The 15937-nt window shown below is 58.8% G+C and carries 12 protein-coding genes; all 12 read left to right on the top strand.

Annotation, left to right across the window (positions count from 1 at the left end; translation table 11 throughout):
- Positions 1 to 39: 39 nt before the first annotated feature.
- The 12 genes from xerC to tssI all read left to right on the top strand — a co-directional run bounded on the left by xerC (position 40) and on the right by tssI (position 15933).
- Positions 40 to 1167: a tyrosine recombinase XerC gene (gene xerC / locus RSQ48_RS09115; protein WP_240208665.1), complete on the top strand. Its 1128-nt coding sequence runs from the start codon at positions 40 to 42 to the stop codon at positions 1165 to 1167.
- Between the two features lie 80 nt (positions 1168 to 1247).
- Positions 1248 to 1709 carry a GNAT family N-acetyltransferase gene (locus RSQ48_RS09110; protein WP_039942953.1) on the top strand — a complete coding sequence of 154 codons (462 nt, stop codon included), beginning with the start codon at positions 1248 to 1250 and terminating at the stop codon, positions 1707 to 1709.
- A gap of 444 nt (positions 1710 to 2153) precedes the next feature.
- Positions 2154 to 2816, top strand: coding sequence for a hypothetical protein (locus tag RSQ48_RS09105; RefSeq protein ID WP_415301712.1), 663 nt, complete (start codon positions 2154 to 2156; stop codon positions 2814 to 2816).
- 288 nt (positions 2817 to 3104) lie between these two features.
- A complete protein-coding gene (locus RSQ48_RS09100) occupies positions 3105 to 4532 on the top strand; it encodes a TssA family type VI secretion system protein (RefSeq protein ID WP_003799815.1) in 1428 nt (475 codons plus the stop codon).
- A gap of 38 nt (positions 4533 to 4570) precedes the next feature.
- Positions 4571 to 5074, top strand: coding sequence for a type VI secretion system contractile sheath small subunit (gene tssB, locus RSQ48_RS09095; RefSeq protein WP_003799817.1), 504 nt, complete (start codon positions 4571 to 4573; stop codon positions 5072 to 5074).
- A 2-nt stretch (positions 5075 to 5076) separates the two neighbouring features.
- The gene (gene tssC / locus RSQ48_RS09090) at positions 5077 to 6564 is read left to right on the top strand and encodes a type VI secretion system contractile sheath large subunit (protein WP_003799819.1); all 1488 of its coding nucleotides are present in this window, start codon (positions 5077 to 5079) and stop codon (positions 6562 to 6564) included.
- Between the two features lie 143 nt (positions 6565 to 6707).
- Positions 6708 to 7193 carry an Hcp family type VI secretion system effector gene (locus RSQ48_RS09085; protein ID WP_003799821.1) on the top strand — a complete coding sequence of 162 codons (486 nt, stop codon included), beginning with the start codon at positions 6708 to 6710 and terminating at the stop codon, positions 7191 to 7193.
- A gap of 12 nt (positions 7194 to 7205) precedes the next feature.
- The gene (gene tssE, locus RSQ48_RS09080; protein ID WP_003799822.1) at positions 7206 to 7625 is read left to right on the top strand and encodes a type VI secretion system baseplate subunit TssE; all 420 of its coding nucleotides are present in this window, start codon (positions 7206 to 7208) and stop codon (positions 7623 to 7625) included.
- Positions 7626 to 7665: 40 nt separating this feature from the next.
- Positions 7666 to 9384 carry a type VI secretion system baseplate subunit TssF gene (tssF, locus tag RSQ48_RS09075; RefSeq protein ID WP_059317611.1) on the top strand — a complete coding sequence of 573 codons (1719 nt, stop codon included), beginning with the start codon at positions 7666 to 7668 and terminating at the stop codon, positions 9382 to 9384.
- Positions 9348 to 10376, top strand: a complete 1029-nt coding sequence (gene tssG / locus RSQ48_RS09070; protein ID WP_003799826.1) for a type VI secretion system baseplate subunit TssG — start codon at positions 9348 to 9350, stop codon at positions 10374 to 10376. Before tssF ends, tssG begins: the two co-directional genes overlap by 37 nt.
- Positions 10363 to 13044 (top strand): type VI secretion system ATPase TssH, encoded by a 2682-nt coding sequence (gene tssH, locus RSQ48_RS09065; RefSeq protein ID WP_415301711.1) that lies wholly within the window; start codon positions 10363 to 10365, stop codon positions 13042 to 13044. Before tssG ends, tssH begins: the two co-directional genes overlap by 14 nt.
- 3 nt (positions 13045 to 13047) lie before the next feature.
- Positions 13048 to 15933, top strand: coding sequence for a type VI secretion system tip protein TssI/VgrG (gene tssI / locus RSQ48_RS09060; RefSeq protein WP_415301710.1), 2886 nt, complete (start codon positions 13048 to 13050; stop codon positions 15931 to 15933).
- Positions 15934 to 15937 lie beyond the last annotated feature (4 nt).

Genomic DNA, 15937 nt, shown 5'->3' with positions numbered 1-15937 from the left:
TTATCATAAAATGCAATTAACGGAAAAAACAGGCACGCCATGAAAAAAAGGTCTACACGCGAAGAAGGGCAGTTTGACCTGCCACTATTGGGCGTAAAAGCCGCCGACATTTCGGCGGAAGCCTTGTTTGATACTTGGCTGCAGCATCAGCGTCCCCCCATGGCAGCCAGTACGCAACGAGTGTATCGAACCTTATGGCGGCGCTTTTTGCAGGCCCTTCATGAGCATCAAAAACAGTACACGCAGATTCAGCCCACGGATATTCGTGACTTTTTGAGCAATCTGGACGATGTGCGCCGACCTCAGCGCGAACGCTATCAACAAGTCATCGCCCGCGCCTACGAGGAACTGTGTCGTCAGGATGGTCGCTCCGAAAACCCCGCTCTGGCGCCAGCCATCAACGATCCCTTCAAGGAAAGCTGGCGGCAAGCGCCCGACAATCAGGCCACTCAATTTCTGTCGGTCGAACAATGTCGGGCGACGATCAAGTCATTGCGTCATCGGCGCCGCGTTCTGGAGCTGGCCACTGATATGACGGTCGCCACCCGGTGGCGCGAATATCGGGACATGACGATTGTGGCGGTGATGCTGGCGACGGGTCTGCGTCCGGTGGAGTTGGAACAGCTGCATCCCTCGGCCATCAGAGCCACCCAAGTGGGGGTTGACCCCCTTTCTGACGGGCAGGCCGATGAGGACGAGGGCATGGCCCTCTGGCGCGATGGCTCCCTGCTCATCAGTCTCTCGGGCGTGGCAAAGCGCGATGTCAGGGTGCCCGTATGGTGTGATGAGATGTTGCGTAGCTGGTTGATCTTCAGTGGCCTTCAAGACGCTGGAGCCTGGGTGAAAGAGAGTCGCGTCTTTCCGGGCAGCCGTCAGATCAGCGCGGCTCGTCCCCAGGCGCAGATGAATCCGGCCACCCTGGCGCGTATCGTCAGTAAATGGGGCATCAAGCAGATGGATTTGTTGATGACGCCACAACGCTTGCGCAACACCTTTGGTGCTGGCCTGATTGAACGCGGCTTTTCTCTGCCTGAAATTGAAGAGGTGATGGGTTACGCCCCGGGCGCGGCCAGCGCCTGGCGTCTGCAGGCTGCCTGGCTGGCTTGGTTGCAGGCGCAAAAAGTGGTGGCGACCTCATTAACGAGGCCCAGTACGCAATCAGACTGAAGGGCTAGTCATGGTTTGTTCGCTTCCAAGGGGCATAATTTCAAATCCATTAAGCCGGTTTTTTGACCAAGGAGTTTGAATTGACATCCACACCTGTTTTTCGTCGGGCGCTTGCAACCGATCTTGAGGCGATCGTCACCATGTTGGCCGACGACATTTTGGGCCAAAAACGCGAAGATACACGCTTGCCCCTAGCCCGGTCCTACCTGGATGCCTTTGCCGCCATAGAGGCAGATCCCAATCAGTATCTGGCCGTGGTGGAACTGGATGGTCGTGTGGTGGGTACGTTGCAGATCAGCTATATGCCGGGACTCTCTCACCAAGGCGCATGGCGGGGCGAGATCGAGTCTGTTCGTATTGCCAGCTCGGCCCGTGGTTCCGGCCTGGGTCGTTTGATGATCCAGTGGGCCGTCGAGCAGTGCCGTCAGCGCCAATGTCGTATTGTGCAGTTGACTTCCGATATGGCCCGAACGGATGCACATCGGTTTTATGAACAGCTGGGCTTTACGGCCAGCCACAAGGGTTTCAAGCTGACTCTGTAAACCTGTCTTGTTGAGGCAGTTTGCCAGGGAGCGCGGTGCGAACAAGAACGATAAAGACCGCTCAGACAGCAAGGAGTTTTTTCGAATTCAAGAACAAGCGCTCGAGCCTGTCTGTAGGCAGAATAAGGCGCAGCCGAGGTATTATGGTTTTCTGACGCTGAACCATTTCATTGAATATGGATTTTATCTATTCTTCGTTCAAAAAATATGTTCTCGTGTGTGCGCAAAAAAATCCGGCGTGACGCTGCCTGATGATGAACCCGGCGTTATTTCTAAAGGGCCTGATAATAAGGAATCAATGAAACTGAGTATTCTTGTTTGATTGACGTTTGACTCTTGCTCGATCTATCTTTCCTGTTGCTGCTTTCTATTCTTAATCACCATATAGTCAAAGACGGAATGGATTGACGCTGCAGTACATGTCTTAGACAGGGAGAGAGTCCGATGAGTGTCAAAGCGAAAACAAGGGAGATCGCCATTGAGCCCGGCCCGACCGGCGTGTTTCTGGGCTACAAGTCCGCTGGTGTCAGCGCCAATGACAAGCGCTATCGCAGCACGATCAAGTCTTATCCGGAAGGCAAAAAAGACGATTGGTCGGGTTTGTATGTGGCGGAGGATAGACTCACGGCAGAAGGGTATTTACCGGACGCTTTACCGCCGGATGGTACCGGCGAAGCCTATATCAATCTGATTTATATAGAGACCTCACCCGTTAACAAGTTCGCAGGTAAGGGGAAAAAAACCCATTTTGTTGATATTGCCGGTAATGAAATCGCAGACCCTGAAATTCCGCAATCAGAAAAATCAAAATTGGTCAGGGAAGCATTAAGTGAAATTGGTATAAAAATTCCAGATGACAAACCGCTGATTCAGAGTCTAGGACTGCAAGGTTTCATCTATCGAGGGCCGCATACCGCCAGTGAAGAGGAAATTATCATCCCTTTCAATTTTATTAATGGAATACGGGCGATTTCCTTGGCTAATTTTCAGACTTTCAAATTCAGAGATCATATGCCGGTAGGAAGTCCGGTACTGAACCCTGCACTTGGCATTGGCAACCCCGATGCCTCCATGCGATCCAATGCGGCGCTACCCTTAGCGCCTTGAGAAAACAGCCCCAGAAATAACCGGTTCCCGTCTTATCCAACCTTCCCGCCCCCAGACTCCTTGATGATGTCAAGTGGCACCGTTGTCTAGCACATCCGCTTTGCGGGAGCTGCAGCCAAGCTGCGGGTGTAAACGGCTGAGCGTTTACCAAGTGTTTATTGAATCGTCTCAAACGGTGAAACAGCAACAATAAGATTTGGACGGTCATTAAACGTGACATTTCTACACTAGGTTCATCAGTAGCAGATCGCCGTTTTTCCGGTGATCCGACTCAGGGAGCACGTAGAGATGTTGGACAAGCAGCTAGGCGTACGGGCCATCAATGAAACACTCACTCATGGGCACATGCCGCGTGACGGTGAGACATTTGCGTCGCTTCAGGCTGAAGTCGGAAAGCGTGTGGACATGCATGCCGCCACGCCGGTGGACTGGTCACTGGTCGCCTCTCTGGCAACTCAGGTACTGGATAAAGAGGGCAAGGATTTGAGTGCCGGGGTGTGGTTGTGCGCAGCCTGGTTGCATGAGTACGGTACGCGTGGTCTGGCAGCTGGACTGCAGGTGATCCGCGATCTGCATACGGTGTACTGGGACGTCATGAGTCCGCCTGCGGCACGCATTCGTGGCCGGCGCAATCAGGTGCAATGGCTGCTGGACGAATGTGACGCAGTATTGTCCGAGCCCGATTGGGACACAGAGGGACTGGATTCGCAGCAACGCGACGAGGTTCTTGCCCTGTGTGATGAGCTGGATGCGTTCTGGCAGGCTAAAGACGATGAACCGCCGGCGTGGTGGCGTTTAGGCAAGCGTCTGGGAGAGTTGTTGCCGACCGCCCAGAGCGAGGCCCCTGATGCACAGACTTCGTCTGAAACGCCTGTTCCTGATTTCCCGCGTTCTGAACCGGCTCAGGACGAGCCTGCGGTAGCGACCCAGACGGCCGCCCCGGTACGTGTAGCCAAAGAAGTCGCTCAGCCTGTGCACTCTGAGGTGGCGCCTGATTCCGTGAGCGACAAGGCCCTTGCCATCGCTGCTGCAACGCTAAGCGACGTGGTCGCGGCCGAGCGCTATGTAGAGCAAAGCGTCGCGACGATCCAGGAGTCTTTGCTGACTCTGGACGATGCACTATTGGCTACGGCCTGGCTGCTGCGGTTGAACCGGCAAAGCGCCTGGCTGTTTCTGGATACCTTGCCGCATGCCCAGGAAGGGGTGACGCGTGTTGCTCCGCCGCCTGTCGCGGACTTGGCAGTGCTGGAGCGCCTGAGCGAAGCCCAGGACCCGGCGGCGATATTGCGCTTTGCAGAGTCGCGCCTGGGACGCATGCGTTTCTGGCTGGATTTGAACCGCCTGTCCTATCAGGCGGCGCAGGCTTTGCCTCAGGGACAGCCCGGTGCGCAAACCATTCTGATCGAAACGCAAGCGATCTTGCAGCGTTTACCGGGGCTGGAGCGCTTGGCTTTTAGCGATGGGCGTCCCTTTGCCGATGAGCAGACGCGTGCGTGGCTGACCGCGTCCGGGACGCGGGTGACTGAGCCTGCACCGGCCGCTGGCCATGCCGAACCGCCTACAGAGACGGCGCGGGACGGTGAAGGATTGGATGTGTTTGGCCTGACCTCTCTGGTCATGGCGGCTGGAGCCGAGGCCGAAGCTGCGCGACGCTTGCTGGATGGAGCGTTGGCGCGGTTAAAGACGGGTGGCGAGCAACTGATGCGCGCCCGATGAAAGAACAGACCCCGATTTTCTAAACAGGAGAAACCGACATGGCTGCTGATGGTTCCGTCGCCCCCAAAGAGCGCGTCAATATTGTGTACAAACCCGCCACGGGTGATGCCCAGGAGCAGGTGGAGCTGCCGTTTCGCCAGTTAGTGCTGGGCGACTTTACCTTGCGCGAAGACAGTACGCCCCTGGATGCGCGTACGCCGGTCAGCGTGGACAAGGATACGTTCAACGACGTGCTCAAGGCCCAGAATCTGTCGCTGACCTTGCTGGTGCAGGACAAGCTCAATGAGCAGGCCGGGCCGGACGATCAACTGACTGTGGACCTGCGGTTTGAGTCCATGCGCGACTTTCAGCCCGATGCGCTGGTCGATCAGGTGCCCGAACTGCGCCAGTTGATTGCCTTGCGCGACGCACTCAAGGCATTGAAAGGGCCACTGGGCAATCTGCCTGATTTTCGCAAGCGTCTGCAGGGACTGGTACAGGACGAAGGCACGCGTCAGCGTCTGCTGGCTGAGTTGGGCGTACAGGACAAGCAAGGGGAATAAACATGACTGCAAACACACCGGAACAGCAGGCTCAGACTGCGCAAGGCGCCCAGGAAGGCGGCTCGCTGCTCGATGAGCTGATTGAATCGACTCGCCTGCGTCCTGATGATGAGGCCTATGCCATTACCCGCCAGGGGCTGGAAGCCTTTGTAGCCGAGCTGCTTGAGCCAGGTCGCCAAAGCGAGAAGATCAGCCAGGGCCTGATCGATGAAATGATCGCCAATCTGGATCGCAAACTGTGCCGTCAGGTGGACCAGATTTTGCACCATGCCGATTTCCAACGTCTGGAGTCGGCCTGGACAGGGCTGAAATTTCTGGTCGATCGCACGGATTTTCGTGAGAACAACAAGCTGGCCATTCTGAATGTGTCCAAGCAGGCGCTGCTGGAAGACTTTGAGGATGCCACCGATATCACCCGCTCGGGCTTGTATACCGCTGTCTACACGGCGGAATTCGGACAGTTCGGTGGTCAGCCGTTTGGTTCGATCATCGGCAATTACGAATTTGGTCCCGGCACCCAGGACATCAAGCTGCTGCAGTCCTTGGCCAGCGTGTCGGCCATGGCGCACGCGCCCTTCATTGCATCGGCCGGACCGCAGTTTTTTGGCGTGGACAATTACTCGGCACTGCCCAATCTGAAAGATCTGAGTGCGGTTTTTGAAGGCCCGCAATTTACCAAGTGGAATTCATTTCGCCAGTCCGATGACGCCCGCTTCGTGGGCCTGACCTTGCCGCATTTTCTGCTGCGCGTGCCTTATGGCGAGGACACGGTACCGGCCAAGACCTTCAATTACAACGAAGATGTGTCGGGCGGCAATCAGAACTTTCTGTGGGGCAATGCGGCCTTTGCGTTTGCAGACCGACTGGCCGACAGCTTTGCACGTTATCGCTGGTGCGCCAACATCATCGGTCCGCAAGGCGGCGGGGCGGTCGAGGATCTGCCTATTTACAACTACGAGGCCATGGGCGAGACCCAGACCAAGATCCCGACCGAAGTGCTGATCTCCGAACGACGCGAATTCGAGTTGGCCGAACAAGGCTTTATCGCCCTGACCATGCGCAAGAACACGGACAATGCGGCCTTCTTTTCGGCCAATTCCTCGCAAAAGCCCAAGTTCTTTGGCAACAACAAAGAAGGCAAGGTGGCCGAGACCAACTACAAGCTGGGCACGCAACTGCCTTACATCTATGTGGTGAGCCGTCTGGCGCACTACATCAAGGTGATCCAGCGCGAGAACATCGGCACCTGGAAAGAGCGCAATGACCTGGAAGCCGAACTGAACGAGTGGATTCGTCAGTACGTGGCCGATATGGATAACCCAAGCGCGGGTGTACGCAGCCGTCGGCCTTTGCGACAGGCCGAGGTGACCGTTTCGGATGTGGAAGGCGATCCAGGCTGGTACCGCGTGGGCTTGAAAGTGCGTCCGCACTTCAAGTACATGGGCGCATCGTTCACCTTGTCGCTGGTGGGCAAGCTGGACAAAAACTGAGTTTGAGGGCGGGCGATCCTGCTGACACAGGATCGCCGCCTTGAGGCACCGGCGCGACGCCAGCCAGACGTCGTGGTGTACCCGGTATTGGCAACTACTGCTTAAGTCATCACACAGTCAGTTAACAACAGGAGTAATTTACCATGCCTATGCCATGCTATCTCACGCTTGAAGGCGAAACCCAGGGCAAGATCGAAGGGTCCTGCGAAGTTCAGGGTCACAGCGGCAAGATTCTGATCCAGGCCGTCGATCATCGTATTGAACTGCCCAAGAGCCCCCAGACGGGCCTGCCCTCGGGCAAGCGCCAGCACCTGGGTATTACCTTGACCAAGGAAATCGACAAGTCCTCGCCCAAGATCTTCCAGGCACAGTGCTCGGGCGAACAACTGAGCAAAGTCGAGCTGGAGTTTTACCGTATTAGCCCCAAGGGCACGGAAGAAAAGTACTACACGATTCGCCTGGAAAAGGCCGTCGTCACCAGCTCGCGCACCTGGGTCCCTAACTGCCTGGCTCCCGAGAACCGCCAGTTCGGCCACATGGAAGACATCGCCCTGACCTACGAAAAAATCGTCTGGACCTGGGAGCCGGACGGCATCGAGGCCGAAGACTCCTGGCTCACACCAAAGTAAGAGGGAAAAGGGATGCGCGAGTTGCGTCTGCTGGAGCGCATTGCTGCGCTGGAGACGGGACAGATCCAGACCCAGGCCACGCGTGCCCAGGTGCTGGTGGTCTCGATACGCGAGCATCTGCAGCGCATCCTCAATACCCGGCGCGGCAGCGTGCCACTGGACCCGGAGTTCGGGGTGCCGGATTTCACCAATCTGGCCGGCTCCTTTAGCAGCGGGTCCACGCGCGAGATCATCGACAGTATCACCCGCATGATCGAACGCTACGAGCCGCGCCTGAAAGCGCCCAAAGTGCAGGTCAGCGAGCAGGGCAGTGAAGTGCTGTCCTTGAGCTTTTCGCTCGAAGGTCTGGTGCAGGTAGACGACCACGAGCTGCCAATACGGCTGGCTACGTCAATCTCCTCGTCTGGCCGGGTGTCGTTGCAAGCGCAATGACAAACGTGTTGGCCATTGCGTGTGCTCCAGGGAAATGGGAATGTTGAATCGATACTACGAACAGGAACTGCATAATCTGCGCTCCTTGGCCGCGGAGTTTGGGCGTCGCAATCCCGCTCTGGCCCCCTTGCTGGGCAGTGCGGCCGCGGTCGATGCGGATGTAGAGCGTCTGCTCGAAGGTGTGGCCTTCATGACGGGGCTTGTGCGCCAGCGTCTGGACGACGATTTTCCTGAGTTTGTGCAAAGTCTGGCGCAACTGATGTTTCCGCAGTTCCTGCGGCCGGTGCCGTGCATGACCATCATGCAGTACAGTCCGCGCAGCGTGACCGGTGAAACCTTGCAGGTGCCGGTCGGTACGACTTTTTCCTCTTCCGGCGAGCGCGGTGAACGCGCGGTATTCAATGCGATTTATCCGGTCGCTGTTGAGCCTTTGCGTCTGGAACACGCCTATTGGGATGCAGGTCAGCGCGCCAGTCAGGTGCCGGCGCTGGTGCTGGAACTGGCTCTGACAGGCTTGGACGCCGCTCAATGGGAAGGGAACTCGTTACGGCTGTGGCTGGGCGGCAGCGAGACGGTGGCCAGCGGCTTGTTTCGAATTCTTATGCGTGACACGCGCGCCATCTATGTCGGCTCGCCCCAAGGCAGCATGGTGCGGCTGGAGCCGGCGTGTCTGCGTCCGTTTGGCTTTGACCCCGCCTATCCTTTATTACCCTGGCCGGCAGGCGCGCATCCGGCCTGGCGCATTTTGCATGAATATTTTGCCCTGCCTGAAAAGCTGCGTTTTCTGGAACTAAAGGGACTGGAGCGCTGGCGTGCCCGCCAGGGGACGCGGCTGGTGTTGCGTTTTGAGTTTGACCGTCTGCCCGACTGGGCTCCTGAGGTCAGTGTGGACAATTTTGTCTTGCATGCGAGCCCGGCCGTCAACTTGTACCCCCTGGATGGCCAGCCCTTGTACGTGGATCACCGGCAGCCGGAATATCGTATCCGGCCAGTCACGGGGCGTCAGGGTGCTCAGATTTACAGTGTGGACCGGGTGGACCTGCGCAGTGCGGATGGGCTGGAACAAGGCTATCAGCCGGCCAGCGACTGTGTGCCGGGCGCCCAGTCCTATCACATTCGCGTACGTGCCTCGGCACTGGGCTCGGGTTGTGAGCATTATTTAAGCTTGCCAGGCGCTGGGCTGGCGCAAGACGGTGAGCAGGTCCTGTCCTTGCGCCTGAGCTGCACAGACGGCAACGGGCCGGATGATCTGCGCCTGGGCGAGATCTGCGAGGCGACCGACCGGTCGCCGGTGCGGGTGACCTTCTCCAACATCACCGGGGTCACCTCCTATCGCGAACCCTATCTGGCGCAGGATTTGCTCTGGCGCGTGCTCTCGCACATGCAGGCCAATCAGATGGCGCTGTCCAGCGCCGAGAGTCTGCGCAAATTGCTGTTGCTGTATCTGCCCGAGCAACGCGGGGAGTCCGGGCAGCGGGCCGCCGGATTGCGCCAGATCGAATCTATTCAGCAGGTGCAGGTGCAAAGCCAGCGGCGCATGGTGCGCGGCATGCCTGTGCAGGGCAGTACGGTTCGCATCGAGTGCGCAGGAGATCATTTCTCAGGTCCCGGCAGCCTGTATCTGTTCGGTTCTGTCTTGAACGAATTTTTGTCCGGCTGCGCCACGATGAATACCTTCATCGCCTTGACGCTGCATGACACGGTCCATGGGGAGACGCTGCAATGGCCAGCGCAAATCGGTCAGCAACGCCTGTTGTAGAGGCTGGGCTGCTGCAGGATTTGCAGACCCAGGCCCCCCAATACAGCTTTTTCCAGGCGGCGCGTTTGCTGCGCCAGCATCTGGGCGACGATGCGGCCTTGCGCGAGCGCGTGCGTATTCGGCCGGCATTGACATTGGCATTCCCCGAGTCGGATCTGGCCAAGATCGAGCGCGGTGTCGATGGCCGTTTTCATATTGAAGCCAATTTCTTTGGCTTGTATGGGGTGACCTCGCCGCTGCCCACGTTTTATACCGAGGACCTGATTCAAGAGGCGATGCAGGGATATTCGGCCCGCCGCGACTTTATCGACATTGTGCATGCGGCGCTTTATCCGCTGCTGTATCAGGCTTGGGAAAAGTATCGCATCTGGCTGGCTGTGCACGAGCGTCGTGACGGCCAGCGCCTGCGCCAGCTATATGCCCTGGTAGGGCTGCGTGAGACGCCTGAGCGCCAGGATGATGCGCAAGCGCTCCTGCCTTTTGCCGGCAATCTGGGCATGAAGTCACGTTCCGCCTTGGGTTTGCAAAGCCTGTTGGCAGGTTTGTTGGGGGGCTTGCCGGTGCGGGTCCACCCCTGTGCACCGCGCTTTGTCCGCATTGCCCCGGTCTATCGCAGCCGCTTGGGCGGACAGGCCTGTAGTTTGGGTGAGGACAGTGTGCTGGGCGAACAGGTGCTCGATTGCGCCGGCAATGCCGATATCGAAATTGGCCCTTTGCAGGCCGAGTTGTTTCACGACTTATTGCCGGGTGCGCCCTTGTTTGATCGGGTCAGCCGCACCGTGGCCTGGTATTTACAGGCTCCGCTGCAGTGTGAGCTGCAGTTGTGGCTGGAGCCGCAGCAGCGCCAGGGGGCCTGTCTGGGCCGGGGTTGGCAGCGGCTGGGATGCAATACATGGCTGGGCCAAGGCCGTAGCCGCGTACTGGCCGAGCGGCCGGTGCGTTTCGGCTTGAATCTTTTTACTGCGGAGAACGATGATCATGATGCTCGTTGACTTAAAGCCTTTGTTTGCCAGGCTCAATCCCTTGTGCACAGCGGCCGTGGAGTCTGCCGCAGGCCTGACCCTGGCACGGGGGCATTATGAAATCAGCATTGAGCACCTGTTGCATCGCCTGCTGAGCGAGACGGGCAGCGATCTGGCTCACATTCTGGCCCAGAGCCAGATTGATAGCCTGCGACTGGCCGCCCAATTGGAGGATGCACTGGCACGCTTCAAAAGCGGCAATCCGGGGCGCCCGGTGTTCTCGCCCATGCTGACGGAGTGCTTGCAAGATAGCTGGCTGGTCGCCTCGGTCAATCTGGGGGCCCGCCATGTGCGTAGTGGTGCCGTGTTGCTGGCCTTGTTGATGCGGCTGGGTTATTACGCCGCAGGTACACCGTGGGGCGAGAGTTTGCGTGCCCTCTCCAGTGAGCAATTGCACAAGCAGTTTGCCGCCTGGACCGGGGCGTCGGCTGAGCAGGCTTACGAGCCGCTCGACGCGTCCAAGGGGGCACCGCCCACGGCGACCTCGGCCGCTGATAGCGCACTGGCGCGGTTTTGCGAAGATTACACCGCCAAGGCGGCGCGCGGTGAGATAGATCCGGTATTCGGGCGTGACGATGAGATCCGCCAGATGATCGACATTCTGGCGCGTCGTCGCAAGAACAACCCCATTTGCGTGGGTGAGCCCGGCGTGGGCAAGACAGCGGTGGTCGAGGGGCTGGCCTTGCGCATCGAGCAAGGCGATGTGCCGGAGTTTTTACGCGGTACCCGCTTGCTGGGCCTGGACCTGGGGCTGCTGGAGGCCGGGGCGAGCGTCAAGGGGGAGTTTGAGCAACGGCTACGTGGTGTGATTGATGCCATCAAGGCCTCACCGCAGCCCATTATCTTGTTTGTCGACGAGGCGCATATGCTGATTGGCGCCGGTGGCGCCAGCGGTGGCAGCGATGCCGCCAATCTGCTCAAACCGGCCTTGGCGCGTGGTGAGCTGCGCACCATTGCCGCGACCACCTGGGCCGAGTACAAGAAGTATTTCGAGCGCGATCCGGCCCTGACGCGACGGTTTCAATTGATTCGACTGGACGAGCCTGACAGTGCCACGGCGGTGCAGATACTGCGTGGGCTCAAGAGCCGCTACGAGGCGGTGCATGGTGTGAGCGTGCGCGACGATGCCTTGCAGGCCGCAGCCACCTTGTCGGAGCGCTACATCACGGGTCGACAGTTGCCGGACAAGGCTGTGGATTTATTGGATACGGCAGCAGCCCGCGTGCGTATCAGTCTAGGAGTCAAGCCTGCCGGGGTGGAGCGGATAGAACGTCGTCTGGCGGGTTTGGCCCGCGAGCGTGAGGCCCTGGAACGCGATCAGGCGCACGGTCATCGTATCGAGGCGGCGCGTCTTGAGCAGATCGATGCACACGTGCAGCAGGACCAACAGGATCTGGATGCGTTGGTCGAACGCTGGCAGGCCGAACGGACAGCTGCCGAGCAGGTCCTGGATTTGCGACAGCGTCTGGCCCGCTTGCAGGCAGACCCCGATAAGGCCGGACCTGAACACGGTGATGCGGCGGTGGAACCGGACTTGTCGCCCGAGGATTTGACCCAGGCGTTGAGCCAGGCGCGCGAGCAATTGTGCCGCCTGCAGGGCGATGCCCCTCTCTTGTTTACGGAGGTCGGGCCCGATACAGTCGCGCAGGTGGTCTCGGACTGGACCGGCGTGCCACTGGGCAAGATGCAGCGCGATGGGGCCAGTGCCGTGCTGGGACTGGCGGGGCAGTTGTGTCAGCGCATCCGGGGTCAGGATGAGGCCCTCGCGCAGATAGCCCAGGTGCTTAAGGCGGCGCAGTCCGGCTTGCGCGATCCGCGCCAGCCGCTGGGCGTGTTTTTGTTGGTCGGTCCTTCGGGGGTGGGCAAGACAGAAACAGCGCTGGCGGTGGCCGATGAGATGTTCGGCGGTGAGCAGGCGCTGACCACCATCAATATGAGCGAATTTCAGGAAAAACACACTGTCAGCCGGCTGGTCGGCTCACCTCCCGGCTACGTGGGCTATGGCGAAGGCGGCGTGCTGACCGAGGCTGTCAGAAAACGGCCCTACAGTGTGGTGCTGCTGGACGAGGTGGAAAAGGCTCATCTGGATGTGGTCAATCTGTTTTATCAGGTGTTTGACAAAGGCTCGCTGGCCGATGGCGAAGGTCGGCTGATCGACTTTTCCAATACGGTCATTTTCCTGACCAGCAATCTGGCCACCGACATCGTGACGGCCGCCCGGGCCGAGACCCCCCCGCCGCAGACTGATGAACTGGCCGAGCGTATCCGCCCGACACTGTCGCAGCATTTCAAGCCGGCTCTGCTGGCGCGTATGACGGTGGTGCCCTACGGCACGCTGTCGGATGAGGCTTTGGCGCAGATTGTGCAGATAAAGCTGGCTCGCATCGTGCAGCGCTTGCAAGTTAGCAATGGGTTGAGTCTGGAATTTACCCCCGCAGTTGCTCAGGCCATTGCGGCGCGTTGTACCGAGGTAGACAGTGGCGCGCGCAATATCGACTTTATTTTGCGCAAGAGCCTGTTGCCGGCGCTGTCTGACCGGGTGTTGGCCTGGATGGCCGACGGTGATGGCTCGACCGCCTTGAGTGTAGATGTGGGCCCGCAGGCATCGCAGCCCTGGGTGATACGGATGGGGAGCTAAGGCATGCTCAATGACTACGATACCGAACAGGCCTTGGCCAGCTTCCGTTGTGGCCTGGCCGATCCTGACCTTTTTCTGGTGACGCGCTGGTCCGGCGAGGAGGCCGTGTCGCGGCCGTATCGTTTCGAGATCGAGCTGGCCTCCGCACGCGACGATATCGATCTGGAAGAACTGCTGGGAGCGCGTGCTACCTTGAGCGTGCTTGATGCGCAGGAGCGTTGGCTGCCCTGGCACGGCATTATTACCGAATTGCGGCAGACGCATCGTGATGATGGCTTTGCCCATTATCGAGCCGTGCTTGAGCCGCAAATGGCGCTGCTGCGCATGTTTCGCCTGTCGCGAGTCTATATGGAAGCCGATGCACAGGCAGGCGGTAAACCTGATCTGGGCACCATCATTCGCATGGTACTGGCGCAGTGCGGCCTGAGCCGGCAAGGCGAGCCAGCCCAGGATGCCGGCGCGCAGTATTGCCTGCGTTTGTCCTCCGACCTGTTGATGGCGACGCGCACTGCGTTTATTTGTCAGTTCGAGGAGAGCAGCCTGGACTTTCTCTCGCGGCGACTGGAGCACGAGGGCGTCTACTACTGGTTCGAACAGGGCGCAGACCATGAAATTCTGGTGTTTGGTCATGAGCGCACGGACCAGCCTCGGCAGGCTGTCCCCCTGTATTGGCGACCGGCCGGTGCCTTGAGCGGTGAACAGAATCGGATTGGGGTTTCGCGTTTCGATCATGCGCTGAGTGTGTCGCCGCGCTCGGTGGTGCTGCGGGATTTCTCGGTTAGCCAGCCTTCATTGAATCTGACCATGAAAGCGGCTATCGACCCGCAGGGGCAGCCGCCACAAGACAGGTTCGATGGCGTGGGAAGTGTGGAGATCTATGGGGCCCACTTCAGCAAGCAGGACGATGGCGAGCGCATGGCGAGCTTGCGTGCCGAAGAAATTGCCTGCCAGCGTAGTCGTTTTCAGGGTGTGGCTTTGGCGCCGGGAGTACGGGCCGGTTATCCCGTGCAGTTGCATGAGCATTTCCGCCACGATTTCAACCAGCGCTACTTTGTGATTGCGCTGCGCCACGAGGGGCGCCAGCCCTTGCCGCGCCAAAGTGGTGCGGCGGGGCATGAGCAGGTTTTTTATCAGGCTTCCTTGACGGTGCTGCCCGAGGTGCGTCAATTTCGCCCGGCGCGCGTCACTCCCAAGCCCCGTGTGGTTGGCTTCTTGAGCGCGATCGTCGTGGCCGAAGGCCAGGGCGAATATGCCCAGATCAACGAGCACGGTTGTTACCGCATACGCTTTTTGTTTGCCCCTGTCGATGCGAATCGCCCCGATGGTGGCAACTCCGCCTGGGTGCGCATGGCCACGCCGTATGCGGGCAGCCAGCATGGCATGAATTTTCCTTTGCTCAAGGGAACGGAGGTGCTGGTGTCGTTTCTGGGCGGCGACCCGGACCGGCCGGTGATTGTTTCGGCCATTCCAAACGAAGAAAATCCTAGCATTCGCAATCAGGATACGGCGACTCAGCCGGGCTTGCGCACGGCCGGTCAGAATGCTCTGGAGTTCGAGGACAGACTGGGCGCCCAGCATACGCGTTTGTCCTCGCCTACGCTGGGGAGCACTTTCCATCTGGGCGCGGACCCGGCCAGCCCCCATCGCTCGGGCGTGCGTCTGAGTACACAGGGGCATATGGGCCTGCTGGGACGCTCGTTCATTCAACAAGTGCCTGGTGTTTACCACCTGGAAGTGGGCAACAAGGGCAATGTTGATACCGATCCCGAACCGCGCGAACGCCTAAAGCAGGCACAGAATCAGGCCATGGCCGACTTTCTGGAAGAGGAGGCCAGCTTGCCGACGGCTACCGCGCCCGTGCAGATGAAAGCCCTGGAGGCCAAACGGGCGCTGTTGGCGCAGATGTTGGCCCAACTGCAAAAGAATGCGCAGGCCACGGCAGGCGGGCAGCCTGATCTGGATGGGGCCTTAAAGCAGTTGCAAGCCCTGCTGGCCAAACTAGATAGCGCTTTGGACAGGCTCGAGCAAGGCAAGTCCGTATCTGAGGAACCCAAAAAAGAAGGGGAGGCAGCGGGCGAGGATACCGGAGACAAGAAGGATACGACGGAGGCAAAGAAGGAAAAAACGTCCAGCGAAAAGTTCAAAGAACTGATGGATGAGATCAATCAATCGGCCAAGAAGGTCAAGGAAGGGACCGATGGCTGGGTTGATCTGTCCTACCTCAAGGCACCGGAAAAGGTGCTGGATATTTCGCTGCTGAATGTCAATCCCATCAAGATATCCACGTCGCTGGGCGCGGAAGTCAGTGCCTCAGCCTCGCTCAAAAGCAGCATTACCGTGGGCTATAGCGTGGGGATCAAGTATAGCGGCTCCAAGGAGCTGGATCTGCGCGACTACACCAAAGTCGAGTTGAGCGATCAGAGCCGCATTACCAAAGGCGATGAGAAGAAGATCATCCTGGGGGCCGAGAAACGGGTGGTGCGCAGTCAAAGCACCAAGGTGGTGGATATGGAGGGCACCTATGGCAAGCAGTCCATTACGGTGGCCAATGCCTACTCGCTGACCAGCCGCACAATCAAGTATGTCGTGGGAACCGGAGGAATCGATACGCTGGTCGCTGGCAATGCCTCCGTAACTGGAGCGCCCACGTCTTTGCTGTCCTGGGAAGTCCTGATCTCCAAGATCAAGATCAGCAAGGCTCAGGTCGTGATTAAAGCGGGTAATGCCGGTGTGATTCTGGAATCCATGTCCATGACGGGGCAGCTCAAGGTGAAAGACACGGTGGTTTACATGAAGGCTCCCATGATTGATGTGGCCGGCCAGAACGTACGCATCAATGGCACGGCCTCGGTCAATATCAAGGCCAACGGCATTGTGAAGCTCAATTAGGAAC

It is taken from the genome of Alcaligenes sp. SJTW-7 (genome assembly GCF_047716895.1).
In the GTDB taxonomy this organism is placed as follows: domain Bacteria; phylum Pseudomonadota; class Gammaproteobacteria; order Burkholderiales; family Burkholderiaceae_B; genus Alcaligenes; species Alcaligenes ammonioxydans.
This window is presented reverse-complemented; position numbering and strand designations above follow the sequence as displayed.